The sequence below is a fragment of the Microvirga sp. CF3062 genome, assembly GCF_036314045.1.
Taxonomy (GTDB): Bacteria; Pseudomonadota; Alphaproteobacteria; order Rhizobiales; family Beijerinckiaceae; genus Microvirga.
On record NZ_JAYGGN010000004.1, the window covers coordinates 34,442 to 55,743 of the forward strand.

General features: G+C 60.1%; 12 protein-coding genes. 7 read left to right on the forward strand and 5 right to left on the reverse strand.

What is annotated here, in order from left to right; genetic code table 11:
- The first annotated feature begins 4 nt into the window (after positions 1 to 4).
- The 4 genes from VB618_RS08495 (at position 5) to fdhD (ending at position 4,152) form a co-directional block, all read left to right on the forward strand.
- Complete coding sequence (locus VB618_RS08495) at positions 5 to 706, forward strand: DMT family transporter (protein WP_329796186.1); 702 nt, start codon at positions 5 to 7, stop codon at positions 704 to 706.
- Positions 697 to 903, forward strand: a complete 207-nt coding sequence (locus VB618_RS08500; RefSeq protein ID WP_329796187.1) for a hypothetical protein — start codon at positions 697 to 699, stop codon at positions 901 to 903. The genes VB618_RS08495 and VB618_RS08500 overlap by 10 nt, the downstream gene beginning before the upstream one ends.
- A gap of 124 nt (positions 904 to 1,027) precedes the next feature.
- Entirely contained in the window at positions 1,028 to 3,340 is a 2,313-nt protein-coding gene (locus tag VB618_RS08505; RefSeq protein WP_329796188.1) for an FdhF/YdeP family oxidoreductase, read from the forward strand.
- Positions 3,337 to 4,152 (forward strand): formate dehydrogenase accessory sulfurtransferase FdhD, encoded by an 816-nt coding sequence (fdhD, locus tag VB618_RS08510; RefSeq protein WP_329796189.1) that lies wholly within the window; start codon positions 3,337 to 3,339, stop codon positions 4,150 to 4,152. The genes VB618_RS08505 and fdhD overlap by 4 nt, the downstream gene beginning before the upstream one ends.
- Before the next feature lie 448 nt (positions 4,153 to 4,600).
- Here fdhD and VB618_RS08515 read toward each other — a convergent pair whose 3' ends face one another.
- The 3 genes from VB618_RS08515 to VB618_RS08525 all read right to left on the reverse strand — a co-directional run bounded on the left by VB618_RS08515 (position 4,601) and on the right by VB618_RS08525 (position 7,526).
- A complete protein-coding gene (locus VB618_RS08515; RefSeq protein WP_329796190.1) occupies positions 4,601 to 5,269 on the reverse strand; it encodes a response regulator transcription factor in 669 nt (222 codons plus the stop codon).
- A 324-nt stretch (positions 5,270 to 5,593) separates the two neighbouring features.
- Positions 5,594 to 6,253, reverse strand: a complete 660-nt coding sequence (locus tag VB618_RS08520) for a response regulator transcription factor (protein ID WP_329796191.1) — start codon at positions 6,251 to 6,253, stop codon at positions 5,594 to 5,596.
- A complete protein-coding gene (locus VB618_RS08525) occupies positions 6,243 to 7,526 on the reverse strand; it encodes a sensor histidine kinase (RefSeq protein WP_329796192.1) in 1,284 nt (427 codons plus the stop codon). The genes VB618_RS08520 and VB618_RS08525 overlap by 11 nt, the downstream gene beginning before the upstream one ends.
- A gap of 523 nt (positions 7,527 to 8,049) precedes the next feature.
- Between VB618_RS08525 and VB618_RS08530 the strand changes: the two genes are divergently transcribed.
- The 3 genes from VB618_RS08530 (at position 8,050) to VB618_RS08540 (ending at position 18,412) form a co-directional block, all read left to right on the forward strand.
- The gene (locus VB618_RS08530; protein ID WP_329796193.1) at positions 8,050 to 15,216 is read left to right on the forward strand and encodes a peroxidase family protein; all 7,167 of its coding nucleotides are present in this window, start codon (positions 8,050 to 8,052) and stop codon (positions 15,214 to 15,216) included.
- Positions 15,217 to 15,346: 130 nt separating this feature from the next.
- Entirely contained in the window at positions 15,347 to 17,086 is a 1,740-nt protein-coding gene (locus VB618_RS08535; protein WP_442931717.1) for a type I secretion system permease/ATPase, read from the forward strand.
- Positions 17,087 to 17,101: 15 nt separating this feature from the next.
- Positions 17,102 to 18,412 (forward strand): HlyD family type I secretion periplasmic adaptor subunit, encoded by a 1,311-nt coding sequence (locus tag VB618_RS08540; protein WP_329796197.1) that lies wholly within the window; start codon positions 17,102 to 17,104, stop codon positions 18,410 to 18,412.
- Positions 18,413 to 18,459: 47 nt separating this feature from the next.
- Here the strand turns inward: VB618_RS08540 and VB618_RS08545 are convergent, their stop codons facing one another.
- Together VB618_RS08545 and VB618_RS08550 are read right to left on the reverse strand one after the other, a co-directional pair.
- On the reverse strand, positions 18,460 to 20,148 hold the full coding sequence (locus tag VB618_RS08545) for a GMC family oxidoreductase (RefSeq protein ID WP_329796199.1): 1,689 nt from the start codon (positions 20,146 to 20,148) through the stop codon (positions 18,460 to 18,462).
- 42 nt (positions 20,149 to 20,190) lie between these two features.
- Entirely contained in the window at positions 20,191 to 21,279 is a 1,089-nt protein-coding gene (locus VB618_RS08550) for a mandelate racemase/muconate lactonizing enzyme family protein (RefSeq protein ID WP_329796201.1), read from the reverse strand.
- Between the last annotated feature and the right edge of the window lie 23 nt (positions 21,280 to 21,302).

Sequence of the window (21,302 nt, forward strand, 5' to 3'; positions counted from 1 at the left end):
GAACATGTCGGCTGACGTAGAGAGCGCTTCGCGGGCACCTGCCGTCCCGCTTTGGCACAGCGCAGGATGGCTGCTGCTCGACATGGCGCTCGTCACGACGATGCAGGCCATCGTCAAGGTCCAGGGCGAAACCTATCCGGCCGTCCAGCTTGTCTTCCTCCGGTCTCTCGTGGGACTCCTGTCGGTCGCGCCGCTTGTCTGGCGTCACCGCGCTGAATTGACAAATCTGTCGAATCTCCGGGGGCATCTGATCCGGGTTGGGTTCAATTCGGCAGCGCTTACGTTCAACTTTGCGGCATTTGCCGCTCTTCCGCTGGCGTTGGTCACGGCCATCGGCTTCACCCGGCCGCTCGTGCTGATGGCCATGGCGGTCGTTATGCTCGGGGAAAAGGTGAGCAGAATCAGGTTCGCTCTGGCGGGTGTGGGTTTCGTTGGCGTCCTGATCATGGTGCGGCCGGATTCCATTGCATGGAATGCGGGATTGCTCGCCGCGTTCGGATCCGTGATCTTCGGCTCCATGGCAGCCGTGCAGACCAGGCGGCTCGCCGGTGAGAGCACGGTCGTGCTGATGCTGTTCTACACGGTTGGACTCACGTTCCTGACTGCGATTCCGGCTGCCATCGTCTGGGTGCCGGTTACCTGGAGCGAGGCACCAGCCATCGTCCTCATCGGTGCCCTGGCACAGCTCGGCCAATATTGCTGCTGAGAGCTTACCAGAAGCAGGAAGCCAAGCTGCTCGCCCCGATCGGATATCTGTGGATCCTCTTCTCCGGTCTCACAGGCTGGCTTTTCTTTGCGGAGGTTCCCACGCTGTCGCTGTGCATCGGTGCCGGGGTCGTCGTTCTGACGACCATTCTGGTTACGCCGATCGAGCGCTGGTTCGAGAGCAGACGGGCTCTCTAGTATCCTGCGAGCACTGCTGCATCTGACGGCTTCGAGCCTACTTGAATGGTCATGTCCCCCGATCATTTACATGGGTTACGTCGAACGCCGCAGATGAACGGCGGCAAGCGGGAGGCTGCCCCAGATGAGCGATAAGCCCAAGATCAAGCCCTATCCAGGTCCTGCAGGTGGGTGGGGTTCAGTCCGTTCTGTCGAAAGTATCCTAACCAAGGAGGGGCGCCTCGTCAGCGGCAACGCCATTCTGCTCAAGCAGAACAAGCCTGACGGGTATGCCTGCGTCAGCTGCGCCTGGGCGAAGCCCGCCGACCCGCATCCTTTCGAATATTGTGAGAACGGCGCCAAGGCGACTGCCTGGGAACTCACCACGAAGCGGGTGACGCCCGAGTTCTTCGGCAAGCACACGCTCTCCGAACTGCGGACATGGTCGGATCACGATCTCGAGGAGGCCGGCCGTCTGACCTACCCCATGCGATATGACAGTGCTTCCGATACATACGTCCCGGTTAGCTGGGACGAGGCCTTCCAGGAGATCGGGCAGGAGCTGAAGACCTTCGATCCGCGTCAGGTGGTGCTCTACGCCTCCGGCCGCGCCTCGCTCGAGACATCCTATATGTGGGCGCTCTTCGCCCGACTTTACGGCACCAACAACCTGCCGGATTCCTCCAACATGTGCCACGAGAGCACCTCAGTAGCGCTGCCGGAGAGCATCGGCGTCTCCGTCGGTACGGTGGTTCTCGACGACTTCGAGCTGACAGACTGCATTCTGTTCTTCGGTCAGAATGTCGGGACCAACAGCCCGCGCATGCTGCACCCGCTCCAGGAGGCTTCCAAGCGCGGTGTGCCCATCATCACCTTCAATCCCTTGAAGGAGCGGGGCCTGGAACGCTTCACCAACCCGCAGGCGCCGACTGAGATGCTGACCGGCTCGGAGACCCGCATCTCGTCGCAATATCATCAGGTGAAGATCGGCGGCGACGTTGCGGCGCTCATGGGGCTGGCCAAGATCCTGATAGAGACCGACGACAAGGCGCGCGCCACTGGAGGAAGGCCCGTCCTGGACCATGCCTTCATCGCCGAGCACACCTACGGCTTCGAGGAGTTCGCGAAAGCCGCCCGACAGGCTCAGTGGCCAGAGCTTGAACGGCGCTCCGGCCTCTCCCGCTCTACCCTGGAGGCGGCAGCCACGGCTTACGCTCGAGCGAACGCCGTCATCGGTATCTATGGCATGGGACTCACCCAGCACAAGGCGGGCGTCGAGAACGTGCAGATGCTCGTCAATCTGCTGCTCCTGCGTGGAAATATCGGCAAGCCGGGCGCTGGCATCTGCCCGGTGCGCGGCCATTCCAATGTTCAGGGACAGCGCACGGTCGGCATTGCGGAGAAGCCCGAACTCGTGCCTCTGGACAAGCTCAAGGAGCAGTATGGCTTCGAGCCGCCGCGCTGGAAAGGTATGACCACGGTGGAGGTCTGCGAAGGCATTATCAAGGGCGAGGTCAAGGCATTCGTCGCCCTTGGCGGCAACTTCGTGCGCGCCGCTCCGGAGACGGCAGCCCTGGAGGAAGCCTGGCCTCGTATGCGTCTGTCGGTGCAGATCTCCACCAAGCTCAATCGCAATCACCTTATCCCGGGCGAGGTCACCTATATCCTTCCATGCCTCGGGCGGATCGAGATCGACGAACAGGCGACAGGACCTCAGGCCGTGGCGGTTGAGGATTCCACCGCCTGTATCCATGGCTCCAAGGGCATCGCGAAGCCCGCAAGTCCCGATCTTCTTTCCGAGCCACGGATCGTGGCCGAGATCGCGAAGGCGACCCTTCCGCCCAATCCAAAGGTGCCGTGGGACGACTGGGTCGCCGATTACGCCCGCGTCCGGGATGCCATCGAGGAAACCTATCCGGAGGATTTCCGCGCCTTCAACGAGCGCATGCGGACGCCCGGCGGCTTCCACCGCCCGATCGCGGCGCGCGAGCGCCGCTGGAAGACCAAGACCGGCAAAGCGAACTTCGTCGTACCCCAGAGCCTGGAGACCGATCTCGGCATCGCCGAGAACGATCGCGATATCTTCAAGCTCATGACAGTGCGCTCTAACGACCAGTTCAACACGACAGTCTATGGCTATCACGACAGGTTCAGGGGCGTCAGAGGCACCCGCATGGTGCTCTTCATGAACCGCAACGACATCGCCCGCCTGAATCTGGAAGAGGGAGACATGGTCACCCTCACGACGGCCGTCGATGACGGTGTCGTACGTCAGGTGAGCGGATTGCGGATCACTCCATACGAGATCCCGGAAGGATGCTGCGCAGCTTATTATCCTGAGTGCAATCCGCTAATTCCGGTCTGGCACTATGCGGACAAGAGCAAGGTGCCGGCGGCGAAATCGATTCCGATCCGCATCACGCTTCAGCAGAAGCAGATACCGGAGGCAGCGGAATGAGCCTTCACCTCGAGCCTGTCATTCGCTTAGCCCGGACGAGCGTGGCCAAAGGAACGTTTGCCGCTGGAGACCGTGTGTTGCCGGAGGAAACGCCAGTGGCGCTCACCTACAATGGATCGACCCACGCGGTGATGATGGCGAGCCCCGCAGATCTGGAGGACTTCGCCCTCGGCTTCAGCCAGTCGGAAGGGATTATTGCCGGGCCGGATGACCTGCTCTCCATGGAGATCATCGAGCATGACCTTGGTTGCGAGATCAGGATGTGGCTGTCGGAAACCTGCAGCGGGGCCTACCGGACCAGGCGGCGTGCCATGGCTGGACCCGTCGGTTGCGGAATATGTGGAGTGGAATCCCTGGCAGAGGCAATAAGGCCGGCGCCGAAAGTGGCCGGCACTCTCCAACTGCATCCAGGGGCCATTGCTGCCGCCATCGCCGACCTGTCCGAGGCGCAAAGGCTCAACAGGGAGGCGAGAGCTATCCATGCCGCGGCTCTCTGGCGTCCTGATCAGGGCTTGATCGAGATCCGGGAGGATGTTGGGCGGCACAATGCGCTCGATAAATTGGCCGGAGCCCTCGCGAGGGCCAACGAAACCTGTTCCGCCGGCATGGTGCTTCTGACGAGTCGCGTGTCGGTGGAAATGGTGCAGAAGACAGCCCGCATGGGCGCCCCGATCATTGCTGCGATTTCCGCTCCCACAGCCCTGGCCGTGAGGGTCGCGGAGGGCTGCGGGCTTACACTAGTGGGCATAGTGCGCGAGGATTCCTTCGAGGTCTTCACCCATCCCGAGCGCGTCCAGCATCCCGGGTATTGAGCGGAAAGCGCCGCATAGCATCTCGAATGTGAGAGAGTTGGCATTCTCCACCCAATCCATTTGAGCTTTGCGCCTGGGCTGCCGGTCTAATGGGACTTGCTGTATCGCACACGGGACTGGACGTACAGCTCCGGTTCCGGAGGTGTACTTTTAGGATCCACCCAATCCTCACTCCTTTGATGCGGTAGCTTATAGGATCCGAACTGACGTCGAGCTGGCGAAGGTCTGACGAAGTTGGGAAGGTCTATTTCGGCTTCGTAATCCTAGCGGCACAGTGCAGCCTGGCGAATTCTATAGATCGCGCGTTCTCAATGTGAGCATCAGATAGCTTGGTCACGGAAATTCAAGAGGTTTCCCTGAATGGCAGGAGCATCGAAAGCGCCGTATTCCAGCCTCTCGCAATCACCGCGGCATAAAGCCTACTTATCGCAACCATCTTCGGATTGCCTCAGGAGACGGGCTGATGCTGCGGCAGATGATTGGACATCATCAGGGCAGCTTCGACGCGGTTGCGCACGCGCAGCTTCTGGAGAATGTTGGTCAGATGATGCTTGATGGTTTTCTCGCTCAAGTCCAGGGTGTTGCCGATTTCCTTGTTGCTGCGGCCCTTGACGAGGATAGAGATGATCTGCCGCTCGCGAGGAGTAAGGTGCGGAAGATCTGGGCTGCTGGCCTTGATCTCCACATAATTTGCAGGACCTGAGCGCATGAGCAGCCTTGCCGCGAGGCTCGGTGAAATGAAGCTTTTTCCTTGGCCCAACACAGAGACTGCCTGAAGCAACTCGGCACGGTCGGCACCTTTCAGGATATAGCCGCGAACTCCCAGCTTCAGAGCGGCGTAAACGTGCTCTTCCTCCGCATTGTCCGCCAAGAACAGGATGCCGAGCTTCGGGCTCTGTTGAAGAATTACCTCGATGGCATCCATTCTCCGACCGACAGTGGCAGTGTCGATCACAACAACGTCTGGAATGCACTCCTGCGCCAGCTGGATCACGTCATCGACCGTGGATCCGCGACCAACGATTTCTATGTTCGCCTGAGAATTCAAGGCCAGGATCACGCCGTCACGGAAGAGTGGGTGTTTGTCCACCACACAGACACGCATGCCTTCTTTCATTGGAGCCCCCCAGTTCCAATAGAGTATAATAAAATGGCTCAGGGATATATTCACTCACCTATTGGTGCTGTCAGAAGCACCGCCATTAGTCCTAGGATAATAAATCCTTAAGATACTTGGCAATAACTATATAATGCTGGAATAGTGTCATACCTTCCCCTTAGGTACTAGTCCGGAAGGAGTAGAAGAATTTGGGGCGGGGATAATTGGGCGCACAGACTGCATAGGAAGGAGCAGCGGACGGGTCACATCCTGCAAAACCTGGCAGAGTCGGTCAATGCCTTAACACCCCATCCGCTGGAACATATTGCCGGATAGACCGAATTACTGGATCCTGCCGGAAGTCCGCTCCGCAACGATCATGGCAGCTTCCACCCGGTTCCGAACGTGGAGCTTCTCCATGATGTTCGTGACATAACCCTTGACGGTCTTCTCGGTCAGACCCACCTCATCGCCAATGAGTCTGTTGCTGAGACCACGGTGGATCAGCAGCAAGATCTGCTCTTCGCGCTCTGATAACTCGGGAAACCTGCCTGTCGCCTCTTTAGGATCGCTATCCTCTGCGCCTCTCAACATGATGAGCTGTGCGGCGAAACTGGGGGAGATATAGCTCTGGCCCCTGCTGACGACACGAACAGCATTGGCCAGTTCGGAGCTGCTCGTTCCTTTCAGCAGGTATCCGCGGGCTCCCTTCCTCAGAACGCTACGCACCTCATCCTCGTCATCAACGACCGTCAACATGAGCGTCTTTGTCGAAGGGCATTTCAAGGCTATCTTGGCAACCGCATTGATCCCACTTCCTGGCATGTTCATATCCAGCAGGAGTACGTCGGGAGCATGGTCGATAGCAATTTGGTAGGCATCACTTGCCGTCTCTCCTTGAGCGACGACCTCCATATCCATCTCCGATTCAAGCGCGAATACCACCCCATCACGGTAGAGAGGGTGGTCGTCCACAACCCCGACCCGGATCTTACGCTGCATCAGATATCTCCATCACGAGGGGAAGGGAGGCCGTGATGCGAGTTCCCGCATTCGATGCGCTGTTCATCGTCACATCCCCTCCAATACTTTCAATACGGTCCCGAAGACTTGCTAAGCCCAGCCCTGGTCCTCTCATGCATCGGTCGATGTCATCGATACCCGGACCTCGATCCGCGACCTCAACCATGATTTGGGCGCCGTTCCATGCAATGTCGATCCGTTGCCCCTGACCGCCGGCATGCTTGAAGGCGTTGTTTAGAGCCTCCTGGATGAAGCGGCATAGCGCAATCTTGACAAATTCAGGCGCCTGATCTGGAAGTTCTGCAATCGTGCATTCGATGGTTGTTCCCGTCCTACGCTCATGCGTCCGGATCATAAACATCAACGCTTCCTTGAGGGTCATGCTCCGAACCTCGGGGAGAAGTAATCCCTTACAGATGTTTCGAATATCACCAAGCGCGTCCGAGAGGGCTTTATGAATCTTGTGCAGGTTATCGCGCTCCTGCGGCGAGCCCTTGACTTTGTCGAGGCGCAGGAGCGCCAGACTGACCAATTGGGCAACACCATCGTGAAGATCATAGCCCATTCGGCGGAGAAGACGCTCGTTGTCTTCGGTCGTCTTGCGGGCAGCACGTTCAATGCGCCCCTGCAGCAGACGGTTCTGCTGCAGGATCTCGGATAATTGGGAGACTCTCTCAACGAGGGCCAAGCGTTGCCGATCAATGATCCGGCCACTGTGGGCAACGATCACGAACAGGCAACCCATCATGTTCAAAGTGATCAAGGCAGTTGCAAGCCAGATCTGCCATTTGGAGGCTACAAGCTCCGAGTCCAGTGCGCTTACATGTTCATGGGACTCCACGACCGCGAGGGCCGATCCTGTTGCAGAGTCCCTAACCGGCGCGAAAACTTTGATAAGAGGGATATCATCATCAAACTGCACCTGAACGGCTCCAGACCAAGCCTGCGACACACCAGAACTCTCTAGAAAATCCTGTTGGCTGACATGAGGCTCGTTGCTGTAGACGATGAACCCGCCCCGCCTCCAAATCCTGAAAGAAGTCACTTGCGCGAGCAGACCAGAGTGATCAATAGCGTGCTTCAGATCTTCGAATTTTTTTAGGGAGAGCTGTTCGCTTGAGGCAAGCTCCTGGATGTGGGGAGCAATGAAATTGTTCACCGAGAAAGCGACTGAGGCAGCCTTGACTGTGGTAACGCTCTTCTCGATCCGCGACGTTACTAGAGTTCCCATGGCGACCATTCCAACGGCCATGACTGCAACGGTCATAACCAGGAATTGACCGGAAAGGGTTCTTCCACGCGTGTGCATACCCCCCCGAGCGCAATCAAGGCTTCTGTCACTCGAAGCGTACAAAGTGGCGATCCCCCCGTCCCAAACCCGAGCGCTTGTATGAGCTGCCAGGATAAGGAGACTTCATCAAAGTAGATCGGCAGCTAAGAACAGGTAAATACTATCCGAAAGAGGTAGGGACGCCGCGCCGACTCGCATATTGTCCTATCGCTTGCCGCATGTCTGATGGATATCAAGAAAATCATAGGCTTATCGTCGTATCAGTGCTGCTAAGATTTCTGAAGAGTGACCCGTAAAAGCGCTCGAGAGTAAGACCATAGTCTTTGTCCCGACTAAGGTCCGAGGTGGCCGGGAGACCATGATTGGACCTTGGTGCCGAAGCCGCTCTTAGGACTTCAGACCCTGTAGTTAACCGTCTCTAAATCTGACCAGAATGTCTCCAGGAGCCGCCAAACTTGCGGCAACAAAACCGGAGGGGACAACTATGGTTAGCCTTGTTAAGCATGATCTCGATTTCATCCTGAAGCAGATCAAAATCGCTGAGGCGCATTCCGGCGGAACGCCGCTGTCGCAGATCTATGTTGACGCGAACGGGAACATCGTGCCTGCGAATGCTCCAGGCGCAGTGTTGGCGATCAGTGACCCGCTTGTTCCCTATGGTCTGCGCACTGTCGACGGCAGCCTCAACAACCTGTCCCTGAACCGCGATGATTGGGGCTCTGCCGATAACCCCTTCCCGCGGATCACGGATCCGTACTGGCGTGACGAGGACGACGATGCGATGCCGCATCCGAACTACGTGCCCGGCGATGCTACGATCCCTGATACCACCGGCCCATTGGTCGACCAGAACAACAATTACGGCCAGACGGGCAGCGTAGTCGACGCCGATCCGCGCCTGATCTCCAACCTGATCGTTGATCAAACCCTGGGCAATCCCGCAGCAGTCTATGCAGGATTGGTGCATGCTGGTGTGTCCAGCAATGCTCTAACTGGCGCAATGGATGCGATTAGGGACGCCTATGCGCCTGTTAAGGATGCAGCCATTGCTCGGGCTGCTGCCAATGCAGCAACGAACCCGGCTACTGGCCAGCCCATCGATCCAGTCGCATGGGCGGCTCTCGACGCTGCCGCAGATGAATTGGAAGCCGCCGCTCCAGCCGCTCTCACGGTCGCGAAGGCCCTCGCGGCAACCTTCGGTATCGAGATGCAAGGCAACACCGTCCTGCTGCCCAACGTAGCCCCGGATGAGGGGCTCTCCGCCCCTTACAATTCCTGGTTTACGCTGTTCGGTCAGTTCTTCGATCACGGGCTCGATCTCGTGGCCAAGAAGGGCGGTACGATCTATATCCCGCTCAGCCCGGACGACCCGCTCTACAATCCGGCCAGCCCACGTACCAACTTCATGGTGGTGACCCGCACCGATCTCGATGCGGATAACACGACGACGCCTTGGGTCGATCAGAACCAGACTTATGGTTCGACAGCCTCCAAGCAGTTGTTCATGCGTGAATACGAGATGGACGAGAACGGAAAGCCGGTTGCCACGGGCAGCCTGCTTGAGAGCGTGCGCGGTCTTGCAACTTGGGCAGACGTTAAGCAACAGGCAGCTCTGAAGCTCGGATTCGAGCTCACCGATGCCGATGTCGGCAATATCCCGCTGTTCGCGATGGATCCTTATGGCGAGTTCATCCGTGGTCCGAACGGGCTGCCGCAGATCATTGCCGGTTTCAAGCCTGACGGATCCCCTTACTTGGTGGAAGGCAATCTGGCCAACCCAGTCAATCCCTCAGCAATCGACTTGCCTGACGGCACCCTGCTGAGAGGATCAGGCTCGACCATCATCACCATTGCTCCTGGACAGACGGTCGGTGCGGTGCGCACGGACCACGCTTTCCTGGATGACATCGCTCACGCAGCCAACACCGTGAACGATCGTGGCCAGAAAATGTATTCTGACGCGAATGACGCAATCGGCATCAACGCCACGCCGATCACGAACCCAGGTTATGCGGAAGGTGGCACAGCCGGCTCCGAGCCCTATCCGGCCCTGAACCCGGCCTTCAACTCCCAGCAGCCGGTGAGCGAGGAGAACCCGCGCTACATCGCTGGAAACCTGCCTTACCTGGCGGTCAACTCTGCCTTCATCGCCAGCCAGCCGATCAGCGCGACCAATCCGCTCTACGTCCAGTCAGCGACGCCGTCGGCAGGTGCCAATGGGGACTTTGATCCCGATCAGCCGGTGAGCGCGACGAATATGCCCTTCGTTGCCCTGAGCCGGCTATACGACGACGAACTGCTCGACGCCCACTACATCACCGGCGATGGACGCGGAAACGAGAATATCGGCTTGTCGGCCGTTCACCACGTCTTCCACTCCGAACACAATCGTCTGGTCGAACAGGTGAAGGAGCTGGCCCTGACCTCGGGCGATCTCGACTTCCTGAACGAGTGGCTGCGAGATGAGGTCGACGCAATTCCAACGGACGCTGCAGGAATCGCTGCGCTCAAGTGGGACGGCGAACGCCTCTTCCAGGCAGCTCGCTTCACGAACGAGATGGAATACCAGCACCTCGTATTCGAGGAATTTGCCCGCAAGGTGCAGCCTGACGTCGACGCCTTCGTCTTCAACCCGCAAAGTGACATCGATCCGGCGATCTTCGCCGAGTTTGCTCACGTAGTATATCGGTTCGGTCACTCAATGCTCAATGAGACCGTCGACAGCACCCAGGCAGATGGCACCAACAGCAGCATGGATCTGTTCGATGCTTTCCTGAACCCTCTTGCTTTCGGCGGGCCTCAGTTCGATGCAGATGGCAACCCAATCCTCAAAGCCGACGGAACGCAGCTCGTTCTCGACCACGATCATGCAGCTGGCGCCATCGTGCGTGGCATGACGTCCCAGCAAGGCAACGAGATCGACGAGTTCGTCACTCATGTGCTGCGCAACCAGCTGGTCGGAATCCCGCTCGACCTCGCGGCGATCAACATCGCCCGTGGCCGTGAAACCGGTATTCCGCCGCTGAACGAGGCTCGCCGTCAGTTCCAGGAAATCGCCAATGGTGATACGCAGCTGGAAGCTTATACAAGCTGGGCCGATTTCGCCCTGAACCTCAAAAACCCGGCCTCGATCGTCAACTTCATTGCGGCCTACGGCACACATGAATCAATCAAGTCCGCGACGACAATGGAGGCGAAGCGCGATGCTGCGATGCTGCTTGTTTTTGGTGGCAATGGAGCACCAGAAGACCGCCTCGATTTCCTGAATGCTACAGGTTCCTATGCTGGTGGTAAGCTTGGGGGGCTCGAGGATGTCGATCTCTGGGTAGGTGGCTTGGCCGAGAAGAAGATGGCGTTCGGTGGTATGCTGGGCTCGACCTTCTCCTTTGTCTTCGAGCTGCAGCTCGAGAACCTTCAGAACGCAGATCGGTTCTATTACCTGTCTCGCGTTCAAGGTCTCAACCTGCTCAACGAGTTGGAGAACAACTCGCTTGCCAAGATGGTGCTGAACAACACCGATCTCGGCGAGAGCGGTTACGCGGTGCCCGGCGACATCTTTTCGCTTCCGGACCATGTGCTGTATGTCGACGAGAATATGCAGATTAAGTTCGGCCACCAGGATCCGACTCATGATGATCCCTATCTCGAGGCACTCAGCAAGCTTGTCGAACGTGTGGACAACAACAATGATGGCATCGCCGAGTATCTGCGGGTCAATACCAACGACCATCTCCTGATCCAGGGTACCAACGGCAACGATAACATCGTGGCCGGCGGCGGTGACGACTCGGTCTGGGGCATGGACGGCAACGACAAGATCGAGGCCGGGTATGGCGTCGACAAGATCCATGGCGGCAAGGGCGACGACATTATCACCAACTCGGGTACCGATATCGGCGAAGTCGATATGCTGCACGGCGAAGAGGGCAATGACGTCATCCACGGCGGCTCCGGCCTCGCGCTGATCTTCGGCAACCAGGGTCAGGACTTCATCATTACAGGTCCTGATGGAAAGGAAGCTTTCGGCGGAACGGGCAACGACTTCATCCTTGGCGGGGAGGGTGGCGACTTCCTGCTTGGCAACGAGGGCGACGACTGGCTCGAAGCGGGCAATGGCTTCGATACCACTGCCGGCGACAACTCTGAGTTGTTCTTCAACTCCACGATCATCGGCCACGACGTAATGTTCGCCGGTCAGAACGAGCATGATTTCGATGCCGAATCCGGTGACGACATCATGGTCCAGGGCGAAAGCGTCATGCGCAACGAGGGTATGTGGGGCTTCGACTGGGCGATCCACAAGGGCAGCAACGAGGCGGCTGATGCAGACCTCAAGCGTCCGATCTTCACCACCGACGCGCAGGACATCCTGCGCAACCGCTACGACCAGGTCGAAGCGTTGTCGGGCTGGGACAGGAATGACGCCCTGAAAGGTGATGACCGTGGCTCCGCGGTGGACGGCGAGGAGGAGGTCGAGGGCACGCCCGGCTTGGCGGGTGCCGAAGGCACCATGGTCAAGCAAGAGCTGACCCAGGCTGGCGTTGACCGGATCGACGGAATGCGCGCCCTCCTGGGCGATTGGGTTGCAGCGGTCTCCGCAAATCTCACCGCAGAGCAAAAGGAGGCGATCATCGCCTTCGATGATGGCAACATCCTGCTCGGCGGCGGTGGCAATGACGTCATTGAGGGTCGCGGCGGCAACGACGTGATCGACGGTGACAAGTGGCTGAACGTGCGCATCAAGATCGAGGCGAACGGGCAGATCTACTCGGCCGAGCGGATGGGCGGTAAGGTCTATCTCGCCAACGACTTCGTGGAAGGCGTGCTCAAAGTGGGTGCGGTCGCGCAGTTCGGCGGCAGGACGCTCGACGCGCTCATGCTCAACGCTACCCTGAATCCGGGCCAGCTCTCGATCGTCCGCGAGATCGTCAAAGATGACGGCGCTGGAGACACGGACGTAGCGGTGTTCTCGGATGTATCCGAGAACTACACCTTCACGCGCGGCACGGACGGATCCTACATCGTCTCCCATACGGGTTTCGATGCGGGCAACGGTCCCGACGGAGCTAATCTGGTCTCCGACGGTACCGATAAGCTGTGGAACATCGAGCGCCTTCGGTTCGCCGACGGCGAATTCGACCTTGCTCAACTGTTCAACGTGCCAGCGACAGGTGTTCCCATTATCAGCGATGTCACGCCGACGGAGGGGCAGCAACTGACGGTCGATACCAGCGCCATCCAGGATGGCAATGGAGTAGGCGCTTTCTCCTATCAGTGGCAGGCTCTGGTCGGCGGAACGACCTGGACCGACATTGCTGGGGCAACCTCCGGGACCTTCACGCCCCAGGACCTTGCCCTTACTGCCTTCGGCGCCCAGGCCGGCCTGCAGCTTCGAGTGGTAGTGAGCTTCACCGATGCTCGCGGCAATCCGGAAACCGTCACATCTGCTCCCACCGGTCCGGTCGGCGTCAACTGGGACGGCTTCCTCGGGCAGCCCTTCAACGGCACTGCCGGTGACGACATCGCCGACGGAGGCGGTTTGGGTGAGGTGTTTACCGGAGGCGGCGGCAACGACCGCATCGACGGCGGGGGCAATCTCCTGAGTAACGATGTTGCTAACTATGCGGGCGGTGCAGGTGAATACGACTTCAGCCTCAATGCGTCAGATCAGTTGACTGTGGCGGATCGGGACGGAGGAGAAGGAACCGACACGCTGACCGCGATCGAACAGCTGCGTTTTGGCGGAAACACGTTCACACTCGTCAATGGCAGCAACACGGGCCAGACGCTGACGGGCGGTACTGGCTTCCTCAATGCCAACCGGACGGACATCCTTCTCGGGCATGGCGGAAACGACACCCTCAATGCCAACGGCGGCAATGACGTGCTGGTGGGTGGCTCCGGCAACGATACTGTCAACGGAGGAGACGGCAACGACCTGATCATTCAAGTCGGCGCTACCGACGGACGCGACATTGTCAATGGCGGCAACAACGTCGACACCTACCAAGTCAACGGCTCGGCCGGTGCGGAAACATTCACGATCTACAGCCGCACGGCGGCCCAGGCGGCCATTCCCGGCCTGACGCTAGCCGTCGGAACTGAAATCGTGATCGCTCGCGATGGTGCGGTGATTGCTGAACTCGACAACATTGAGGAGATCCGGGTCAACACCCTCCAGGTCACTTCACCGGCTGGGTCAGGTGGCGGAACCAGTTCCGGCGACACGATCCAGGTCGTCGGGGATTTCAACGGCACCAGCCTCCTCTTCAGCACCATCACGATCGATGGCAACAGCGGGAACGATACGATCGACATCACCTCCCTGCAGTCGGCACATCGGATCGTGTTTAAGTCCAATGGCGGCAACGACACCATCGTCGGCACGTTGCGGGCTCAGGACGTGATCGAGCTGGCACCGGGGCAGGAAATCGGTGACTACCAAAGGATTGTCAACGATAACGGCACGGTTACTCTCAAAAGCGCCACTCATTCCGTCACTTACATGAGCGATGGAAACCCCATCCTCAAAGAACACGAAGAGGACGAGGATGACGATAACCCGGAGGGCAATGAGAAGCCTATCGTCGAAGGTGAGCGCTTCACGATCAGGAAAGGAGAGATTCTCAGCATCACGGCCGCACAACTACTCGCCAATGACTATGATCCTGATGGGGGCATGGTTTCCCTCGTCGAGCTCGACGAAGACGAGCATGGGACGGCGGTTCTCAACAGCGACGGCACCATCACCTTCACGCCCAAAGCCGGCTTCACCGGTGAGGCATCCTTCACATACATGGTGTCGGACAGCCAAGGCGGCACCACCGAAGGCACAGTGTCAATCACTGTCGAGAAACCTGCCCCGGTCGTCTCGAATCCCATGCCGGTAGCGGTCAACGGAGGCCGCGGCAACGATCGGCTTGTCGGCGACGGCGCGGATGACCAGATCCGAGGTGGTAATGGCCACGACCGTCTCGATGGTAATGCCGGCGCCGACCGGATGTGGGGCGGACGCGGCAACGACGCCTACATCGTCGATGATCGCGGCGATCGGGTCTACGAGAGCCACAACCAGGGCACCGATACGGTCAAGGCGAGCGTGTCCTATTCCCTGGCTGGAACTCATGTCGAGAAGCTCGTGCTGACTGGATCGGCCGACCTGAACGGCACGGGCAATAGTCTCAACAACAGCCTCACCGGCAACAGCGGAAACAACGTCCTCAAGGGCGGAGGCGGCCAGGATACTCTCAAGGGCATGGCCGGCAACGACAAGCTGTATGGCGGATCCGGCAACGACAAGCTCGAAGGCGGACGTGGTGACGATCACCTCTACGGTGGGAAGGGCGACGATCGTCTGCATGGCGGATCCGGCGACGATCGTCTCGACGGCGGCAGTGGCAATAACAGGCTCACTGGTGGCTCAGGCGACGACATCTTCGTGTTCAACAAGAAGCACGACATGGACACGGTGACCGACTTCCGAGTGGGCCACGACAAGGTGGATGTGAGCGGCCTGGCCGGAGTGGACAAGATGTCCGATCTGTACACGTGGCAGTCCGGCAGCAGCACCGTGGTCTGGCATGACTCCGCCGTTCTCGTTCTGAAGGGCGTCAAGGAATCCGATCTCGACAGCAGCGACTTCATCTTCTGACGCTGCCGGTTCGACATCGGTGTGACCTCGCCGGGAGCCATGCCCCCAAGGCTCCCGGCGGGGTTACTCAAACAAGTTCGGTGCCGCCCATCGGCACCCCTGTGACGCAAATTCCCCAAGGTACAAGTCGATGACCAACCCTCTCAAGAAACGTCTCAGTATCATGGCCTCCTGTCGCGGTGCCTTCCTGGGCGTCGCGGTATTGAGCGGCCTGATCAACCTGCTTTACCTCTCGGGATCCATCTTCATGATGGAGGTCTACGACCGGGTTCTCCCAAGCCAGAGCATCCCAACACTCGTCGGTCTCTCCGTCATCATCGTGGTGCTCTACCTCTTCCAGGGTCTCTTCGACGCGCTGCGCGGCCGGATCATGGCGCGGGTCGGCGCAGCCGTCGACGAGGATCTGAGCCAGCAGATCTTTCAAGGGCAGCTCAAGGCGCCTCTGAAGGGCAAGGTCGATGGCGACGGGCAGCAGCCTCTGCGTGATCTCGATCAATTACGGGCATTCCTCGCCGGAGGTGGGCCGTCCGCGCTCTTCGATCTGCCCTGGATGCCACTTTACCTATTCATCTGCTTCGCCTTTCATCCCTGGATTGGCCTCGCGGCTTTGGGCGGCGCATGCCTTCTCGTGGTGATCACACTCCTGACAGAGGTGATGACCAAGGAAGCATCGAAAGCAGCCGTGGGCGCAGCCCTCGTCCGCAACGGAATCTCCGAGGGCGCGCGCCGGAACGCCGAGGTTGTCCAGGCCATGGGTATGGCCAAGCGGATCGGTGTGCGCTGGGGCGATGCCAATGCCAGCTACCTGGCGCACCAGCAACGGACCTCCGACGTGGCTGGCGGCTTCGGTGCCATGTCAAAGGTGCTCCGGATGCTGCTGCAATCCATGGTGCTCGCCATCGGCGCCTACTTGGTGATCGACGGACAGGCAACGGGCGGCATCATGATCGCCAGCTCGATCCTCACCTCGCGCGCCATGGCACCGGTCGAGCTCGCCATCGGCAACTGGAAGGGTTTCGTCAGCTCCCGCCAGGGCTGGAGCCGCCTCAAGACGCTTCTTGAGGCCAATGGCCGGGCTGACGAGCCCCTGAAGCTGCCAGCGCCCCGGTCCGTTCTCTCTGTTGAGAATGCCGGTACCGGAGCGCCCGGCGGGCAGAGGTTCTCGGTGCAGGATGTATCCTTCGAGCTGAGGGCTGGAAGTGGTGTGGGTATCATCGGCCCCAGCGCCTCCGGCAAGTCCTCGCTCGCCCGCATGATCGTCGGTGTGTGGCCGACCTGGCGCGGCAAGGTTCGCTTCGATGGAGCCGCTGTCGAGCAATGGCTGCCGGAGGATCTCGGACACCATATCGGCTACCTGCCTCAGGATGTGGAACTCTTCGCCGGCACCGTGGCGCAGAACATTGCTCGTTTCGAGCCGGAGCCAAAAGCAGAAGCGATCATCGCCGCTGCCAAGGCCGCCAATGTCCACGAGATGATCCTGCAACTGCCGGACGGGTATGAGACACAGGTGGGTGAGGCGGGAGCAGCTTTGTCCGGCGGGCAGCGCCAGCGCTTGGCCCTCGCTCGCGCGCTCTATGGCGATCCCTTCCTGGTGGTGCTCGACGAGCCGAACTCGAATCTCGACAACGAGGGCGAGCAGGCCCTGACGGCTGCGATCATGAACATAAGGGCTCGGGGCGGGGTCGTTGTGGTTATCGCGCACCGGCCGAGTGCTCTTGCGGGCGTCGATCTGGTGCTCGTGATGGGCGAGGGGCGGATGCAGAGCTTTGGCCCGAAGGACGAAGTCTTGAGCAAGGTGCTGCGTCCGGTTCCGGCTCCGCAGGGTGCCGAGCCGCGGGTGGCCGCCGCCACTGCGTTGAAAGCTGTCTAGGATCTGGGGGTTGTCATGAAGTCCGAACGCAAAACAAATGCCCGCGCGGCGATCCGCCGCTACACGCTGGTGGGCCTCTCCTCCGCCTTCTTCCTGGTCGGCGGGCTTGGAGGCTGGGCGGCCGTGACGGAGCTGTCTGGAGCCGTGGTGGCGCCGGGATCCATCGTGGTCGATACCTATGTCAAGAAAGTTCAACATCCCACCGGCGGAGTTGTCGGTGAGATCCTCGCCCGCGACGGCGACCGGGTGAGGGCCGGCGACATAGTGGTTCGTCTCGACGAGACGGTGGCACGGGCAAGCCTTGCGATGGTGTCCAAAAGCCTGGACGAGCTGGCCGCCCGCCAGAACCGGCTCGAGGCCGAACGCGACGGGTCGGAGCAGGTCGTCTTTCCGGCTGCGTTCAAGAGCCGCTTGCAGGAGCTCGAGCTTGCAAGCCTGATTCAGGGCGAGATCAATGTGTTCCAGGATCGTCGCGAAGCCCGGGCCGGCCAGAAGGCTCAGCTGCAGGAGCGCATCGCGCAGCTGCAGGAGCAGATCGACGGGCTCAAGTTGCAGGCCTCCGCGAAGGGGGACGAGATCCAGCTGATCCAGGATGAGTTGATCGGTGTCGAGCAGCTCTGGAAGAAGAACCTCGTGCCGATCACTCGCGTGACCTCCCTGAAGCGCGAGGAAACGAGGCTGCGCGGGGAGCGCGGACAGCTGATCTCGAGCATCGCTCAGGCCAAGGGCCGCATCAGCGAAACTTCCCTCCAGATCCTCCAGATCGATCAGGACCTCAGGAGCGAAGTCTCCAAGGAACTGCGTGAGGTGCAGGCCAAGATCTCGGAATTCGTGGAGCGCAAGACCACGGCCGAGGATCAGCTCAAACGCATCGACATTCGGGCCCCGCAGGACGGTGTCGTGCACCAGTCGATCGTGCACACTGTCGGCGGCGTGATCAATGCCGGTGAGCCTCTGATGCTTGTCGTTCCCGAGGCGGACGAGCTGTCGATCGAGGTGAAGGTCCTGCCGCAGGACATCGACCAGCTCCGTCCCGGCCTCGACACGGTGCTGCGTCTGTCGGCCTTCAACCAGCGGACCACGCCGGAGCTGAAGGGCAAGGTGAGCATGATCGCGGCCGATCTGGTGACGGACCAGCGCTCGGGCATGCAGTACTACCCGGTGCGCGTGGCCTTTGCGGACGGCGAGCGGGCGCGGTTGGGTGATCTCAAGCTGGTGCCGGGCATGCCCGTGGAGGGTCTGATCCAGACCGGATACCGCACGGTGTTCTCCTACCTGACCAAGCCTGTGGCCGACAACATGACCAAAGCCTTCAGGGAAGAGTAATGGTCAAAAGGGACTGGGGCTTTGGAGCTCCGGTTCCCTCTCTTGTTTCAGCTTATTGTCGCGACGCTCATATCGCCCTGTTCTGACAGGCGAGGGCCAAACTGAGAGGTGCTGATGGTCGGCCGGCCGGTGATGAGTTCTGCGCATCGGCTTCCGAGCATCATTGCGGGCGCATTCGTGTTGCCCGCATTGATGTTGGGCATAGCCGAGAGATCACAGACCCGCAGGTTTTCGATTCCACGGACGCGCAATCTTGAATCCAGAACGGCCATGCGGTCGCTTGCTGTGCCCATCCGGCAGGTTCCGCTCGGGTGATAGTTCGTTTTCACGAAGCGGCAGCAGTGCTTCATGATAGCCTCGTCGCTAAGATCGCCAGGATCAGGAATCGATACCCGCTCTGTCCGCTCTGCCAGGGGAGTTGTCTGGAAGGCGCGGAGGAAGAAGCGCTGACCGTCGATCATCGCACGGGCGTCGTCAGGATGGCTCAGCAGATTAGGAGACACTAAGGGCATATCATCCGGATCAGCCGAGTTCAGGCGCACATAGCCACGGGACTTGGGCTTCACCACCACAGTGGTGATCGTCAGCCCGTATGTGTCCTCGACAAGGTTGAGAGTGTCCCGGTCCAGATAGACGATGGGAACGCAGAAAGCCTGAATCGTCGGCTCGGCCTCAGGATCAGCCGGGTTCACGAAGGCGCCGGCTTCGACGCCGGCCGAGAGGATCGGGCCGGAGCCGAACAGCCGGAAGTGGATGCCGTTGAGCAGCATGCGCCAGCCGACGCCCTGCTTGTAATAGCCATAGGGTCCGTTGGCTTTCGCGATCAGCGGCACCTCTGGGTGGTCGATGAGGTTCTCGCCGACACCGGGAAGGTCGGCGATGCACGAGATGCCGTGCTGCCTCAGTTGATCGGCCGGGCCGACGCCAGAGAGCATGAGAAGCTGCGGCGTCACGAGAGCACCGGATGCCACGATCACCTCACCATCGGCATAGACCTGGTGGTCCACGCCTTTGGCATCGCGATAGGTGACACCAACGGCGCGTCCATTCTCGATGTCGATCTTTCTCACCCGCGATTGCAGGCGGATGACGAGGTTTGGATTATCGGCGAGCGGTGCCAGGAAGGCATAGGCCGCGCTGCTGCGCCGGCCACGCCGGTTCATGAATTGATAGAAGCCGACACCCCGCTGCTTGGGGCCGTTGAAATCTGGGTTGAAGGGCTCACCCAGGGCCTGAACAGCCTGTACGAACCAGCGCGACATGTCGTTGATGTGGCCGGGGTCCGACACCAGCAATGGTCCATCTGCGCCATGCAGTTCGTTGTAGAACCTGTTGTTGCCCTCCATGGTGCGGAAGTGGGGCAGAACATCGGCCCAGCTCCAGCCGGGATAGTCGTTCTCCCCGTGCAGCGCCTCGTGCCATTCGTCGTAATCGGACGGGCGGCCGCGCATATAGACCTGCGCATTGACCGAGGAGCCTCCGCCGAGAACGTTGGCCTGCGGGATGTCGTGCACGCGCCCGTTCAGATGTTCCTGCGGGACCGTGTGGTGATAGCGCATGTACTTGCTGCCGTTGATCATCTTGAAGATGCCCGGTGGCATGTCCAGGAGCGGATGGCGATGGGAGTAGCCGCCCTCGAGCAGCAGCACGCGCCTGCCTTCATTGACGAGGCGCGCGGCGGCCACGGAACCGGAGGACCCGCCGCCGATGACAATATGGTCGAAACGCTCTCTCATTCCTGCATCCTGCTTCACGTGCGCCGGAGGATCTTCGATGCCTCAGGCCCTAATCTTGTCGAGACCGCTCCAGTCGAAGTCGATGCCGTGGCCGGGTCGATCCGGCGCCAAGGCGAAACCATCCTGAATCTTCAAGGGCTCGGCGATATAGCGCTCCAGTCCGAAGCCGTGGGCTTCGAGGTAGGAGCGGTTCGGGCATGCGGCGAGAAGGTGCACGGTCACGTCATGAGCGCCGTGGCTGGTGACCGGCAGGTTGAAGGCCTCGGCCAGATGGGCGATCTTCATGAACGGGGTGACGCCGCCGCAATTGGTGACGTCCGGCTCCGGATAGGTGACCGCACCGCCGGCCACGTAGAGCTTGAACTCCCAGAGCGTCCGCAGATTCTCGCCGGCTGCGATCGGCAATCCGCCCTCGCGCACGATGCGGGCGTGACCTGCCGGGTCGTCGGGAATGGTCGGCTCCTCGAGCCAAGTGAGGTCGAAGGGCTGAAGGGCGCGCGCCGCACGAATGGCGCCGTCCACGCTCCACTTCATATTGGCGTCGACCATCAACGGGAAGCCGACACCGAGGTGATCCCGCATGGCCTTCACCCGCTCCACATCCTCGAACAGGTTGGCACGACCGACCTTCATCTTGATGGCCCGGAAGCCCTTTCCGAGGTTGTCGTCGGTTTGGCGCAGCAGCTTGTCGAGAGGCAGATCGAGATCGATACCGCCAGCATAGCAGGGCACTTTGGAATCAAAGCCGCCAAGAGCCTTCCAGAGCGGGAGATTGGCACGTTTCGCCTTGAGATCCCACAGGGCCATGTCGAAGGCGGAGATCGCCAGGACCGTCGGGCCGCCGCGCCCGCCGTAATGGAGCGCCCACCAGGCCTTGTGCCAAAGGCGCTCGATCTCGTCGGCCTCTTCACCATCCATGATCTCGGGCAGCTCTCGAGCGAGGATCGTGTCGATGGCGGCACCGTTGCGCCCGACTGTGAAGGTGTAGCCGACGCCCTCGGCGCCATCGGAATCGCGGATGCGTACCGTGTTGAGCTCGAAGGCACGCATCTCGCCATGCATGGAATCGGTCAGCACGGTCGGCAGCGGGATGCGGTAGAAGCCGGGTTCGATGGAGGTGATCCGGGGCATGATTATCCTTCTCGATAATTGAA

What these genes read in the sequence shown, in the direction of transcription:
- VB618_RS08505 (WP_329796188.1), top strand. Translation starts at nt 1,028, where the DNA reads ATGAGCGATAAGCCCAAGATCAAGCCCTATCCAGGTCCTGCAGGTGGG.
- VB618_RS08515 (WP_329796190.1), bottom strand. Translation starts at nt 5,269, where the DNA reads ATGAAAGAAGGCATGCGTGTCTGTGTGGTGGACAAACACCCACTCTTC.
- fdhD (WP_329796189.1), top strand. Translation starts at nt 3,337, where the DNA reads ATGAGCCTTCACCTCGAGCCTGTCATTCGCTTAGCCCGGACGAGCGTG.
- VB618_RS08495 (WP_329796186.1), top strand. Translation starts at nt 5, where the DNA reads ATGTCGGCTGACGTAGAGAGCGCTTCGCGGGCACCTGCCGTCCCGCTT.
- VB618_RS08520 (WP_329796191.1), bottom strand. Translation starts at nt 6,253, where the DNA reads ATGCAGCGTAAGATCCGGGTCGGGGTTGTGGACGACCACCCTCTCTAC.
- VB618_RS08535 (WP_442931717.1), top strand. Translation starts at nt 15,347, where the DNA reads ATGACCAACCCTCTCAAGAAACGTCTCAGTATCATGGCCTCCTGTCGC.
- VB618_RS08540 (WP_329796197.1), top strand. Translation starts at nt 17,102, where the DNA reads ATGAAGTCCGAACGCAAAACAAATGCCCGCGCGGCGATCCGCCGCTAC.
- VB618_RS08545 (WP_329796199.1), bottom strand. Translation starts at nt 20,148, where the DNA reads ATGAGAGAGCGTTTCGACCATATTGTCATCGGCGGCGGGTCCTCCGGT.
- VB618_RS08525 (WP_329796192.1), bottom strand. Translation starts at nt 7,526, where the DNA reads ATGGCCGTTGGAATGGTCGCCATGGGAACTCTAGTAACGTCGCGGATC.
- VB618_RS08530 (WP_329796193.1), top strand. Translation starts at nt 8,050, where the DNA reads ATGGTTAGCCTTGTTAAGCATGATCTCGATTTCATCCTGAAGCAGATC.
- VB618_RS08550 (WP_329796201.1), bottom strand. Translation starts at nt 21,279, where the DNA reads ATGCCCCGGATCACCTCCATCGAACCCGGCTTCTACCGCATCCCGCTG.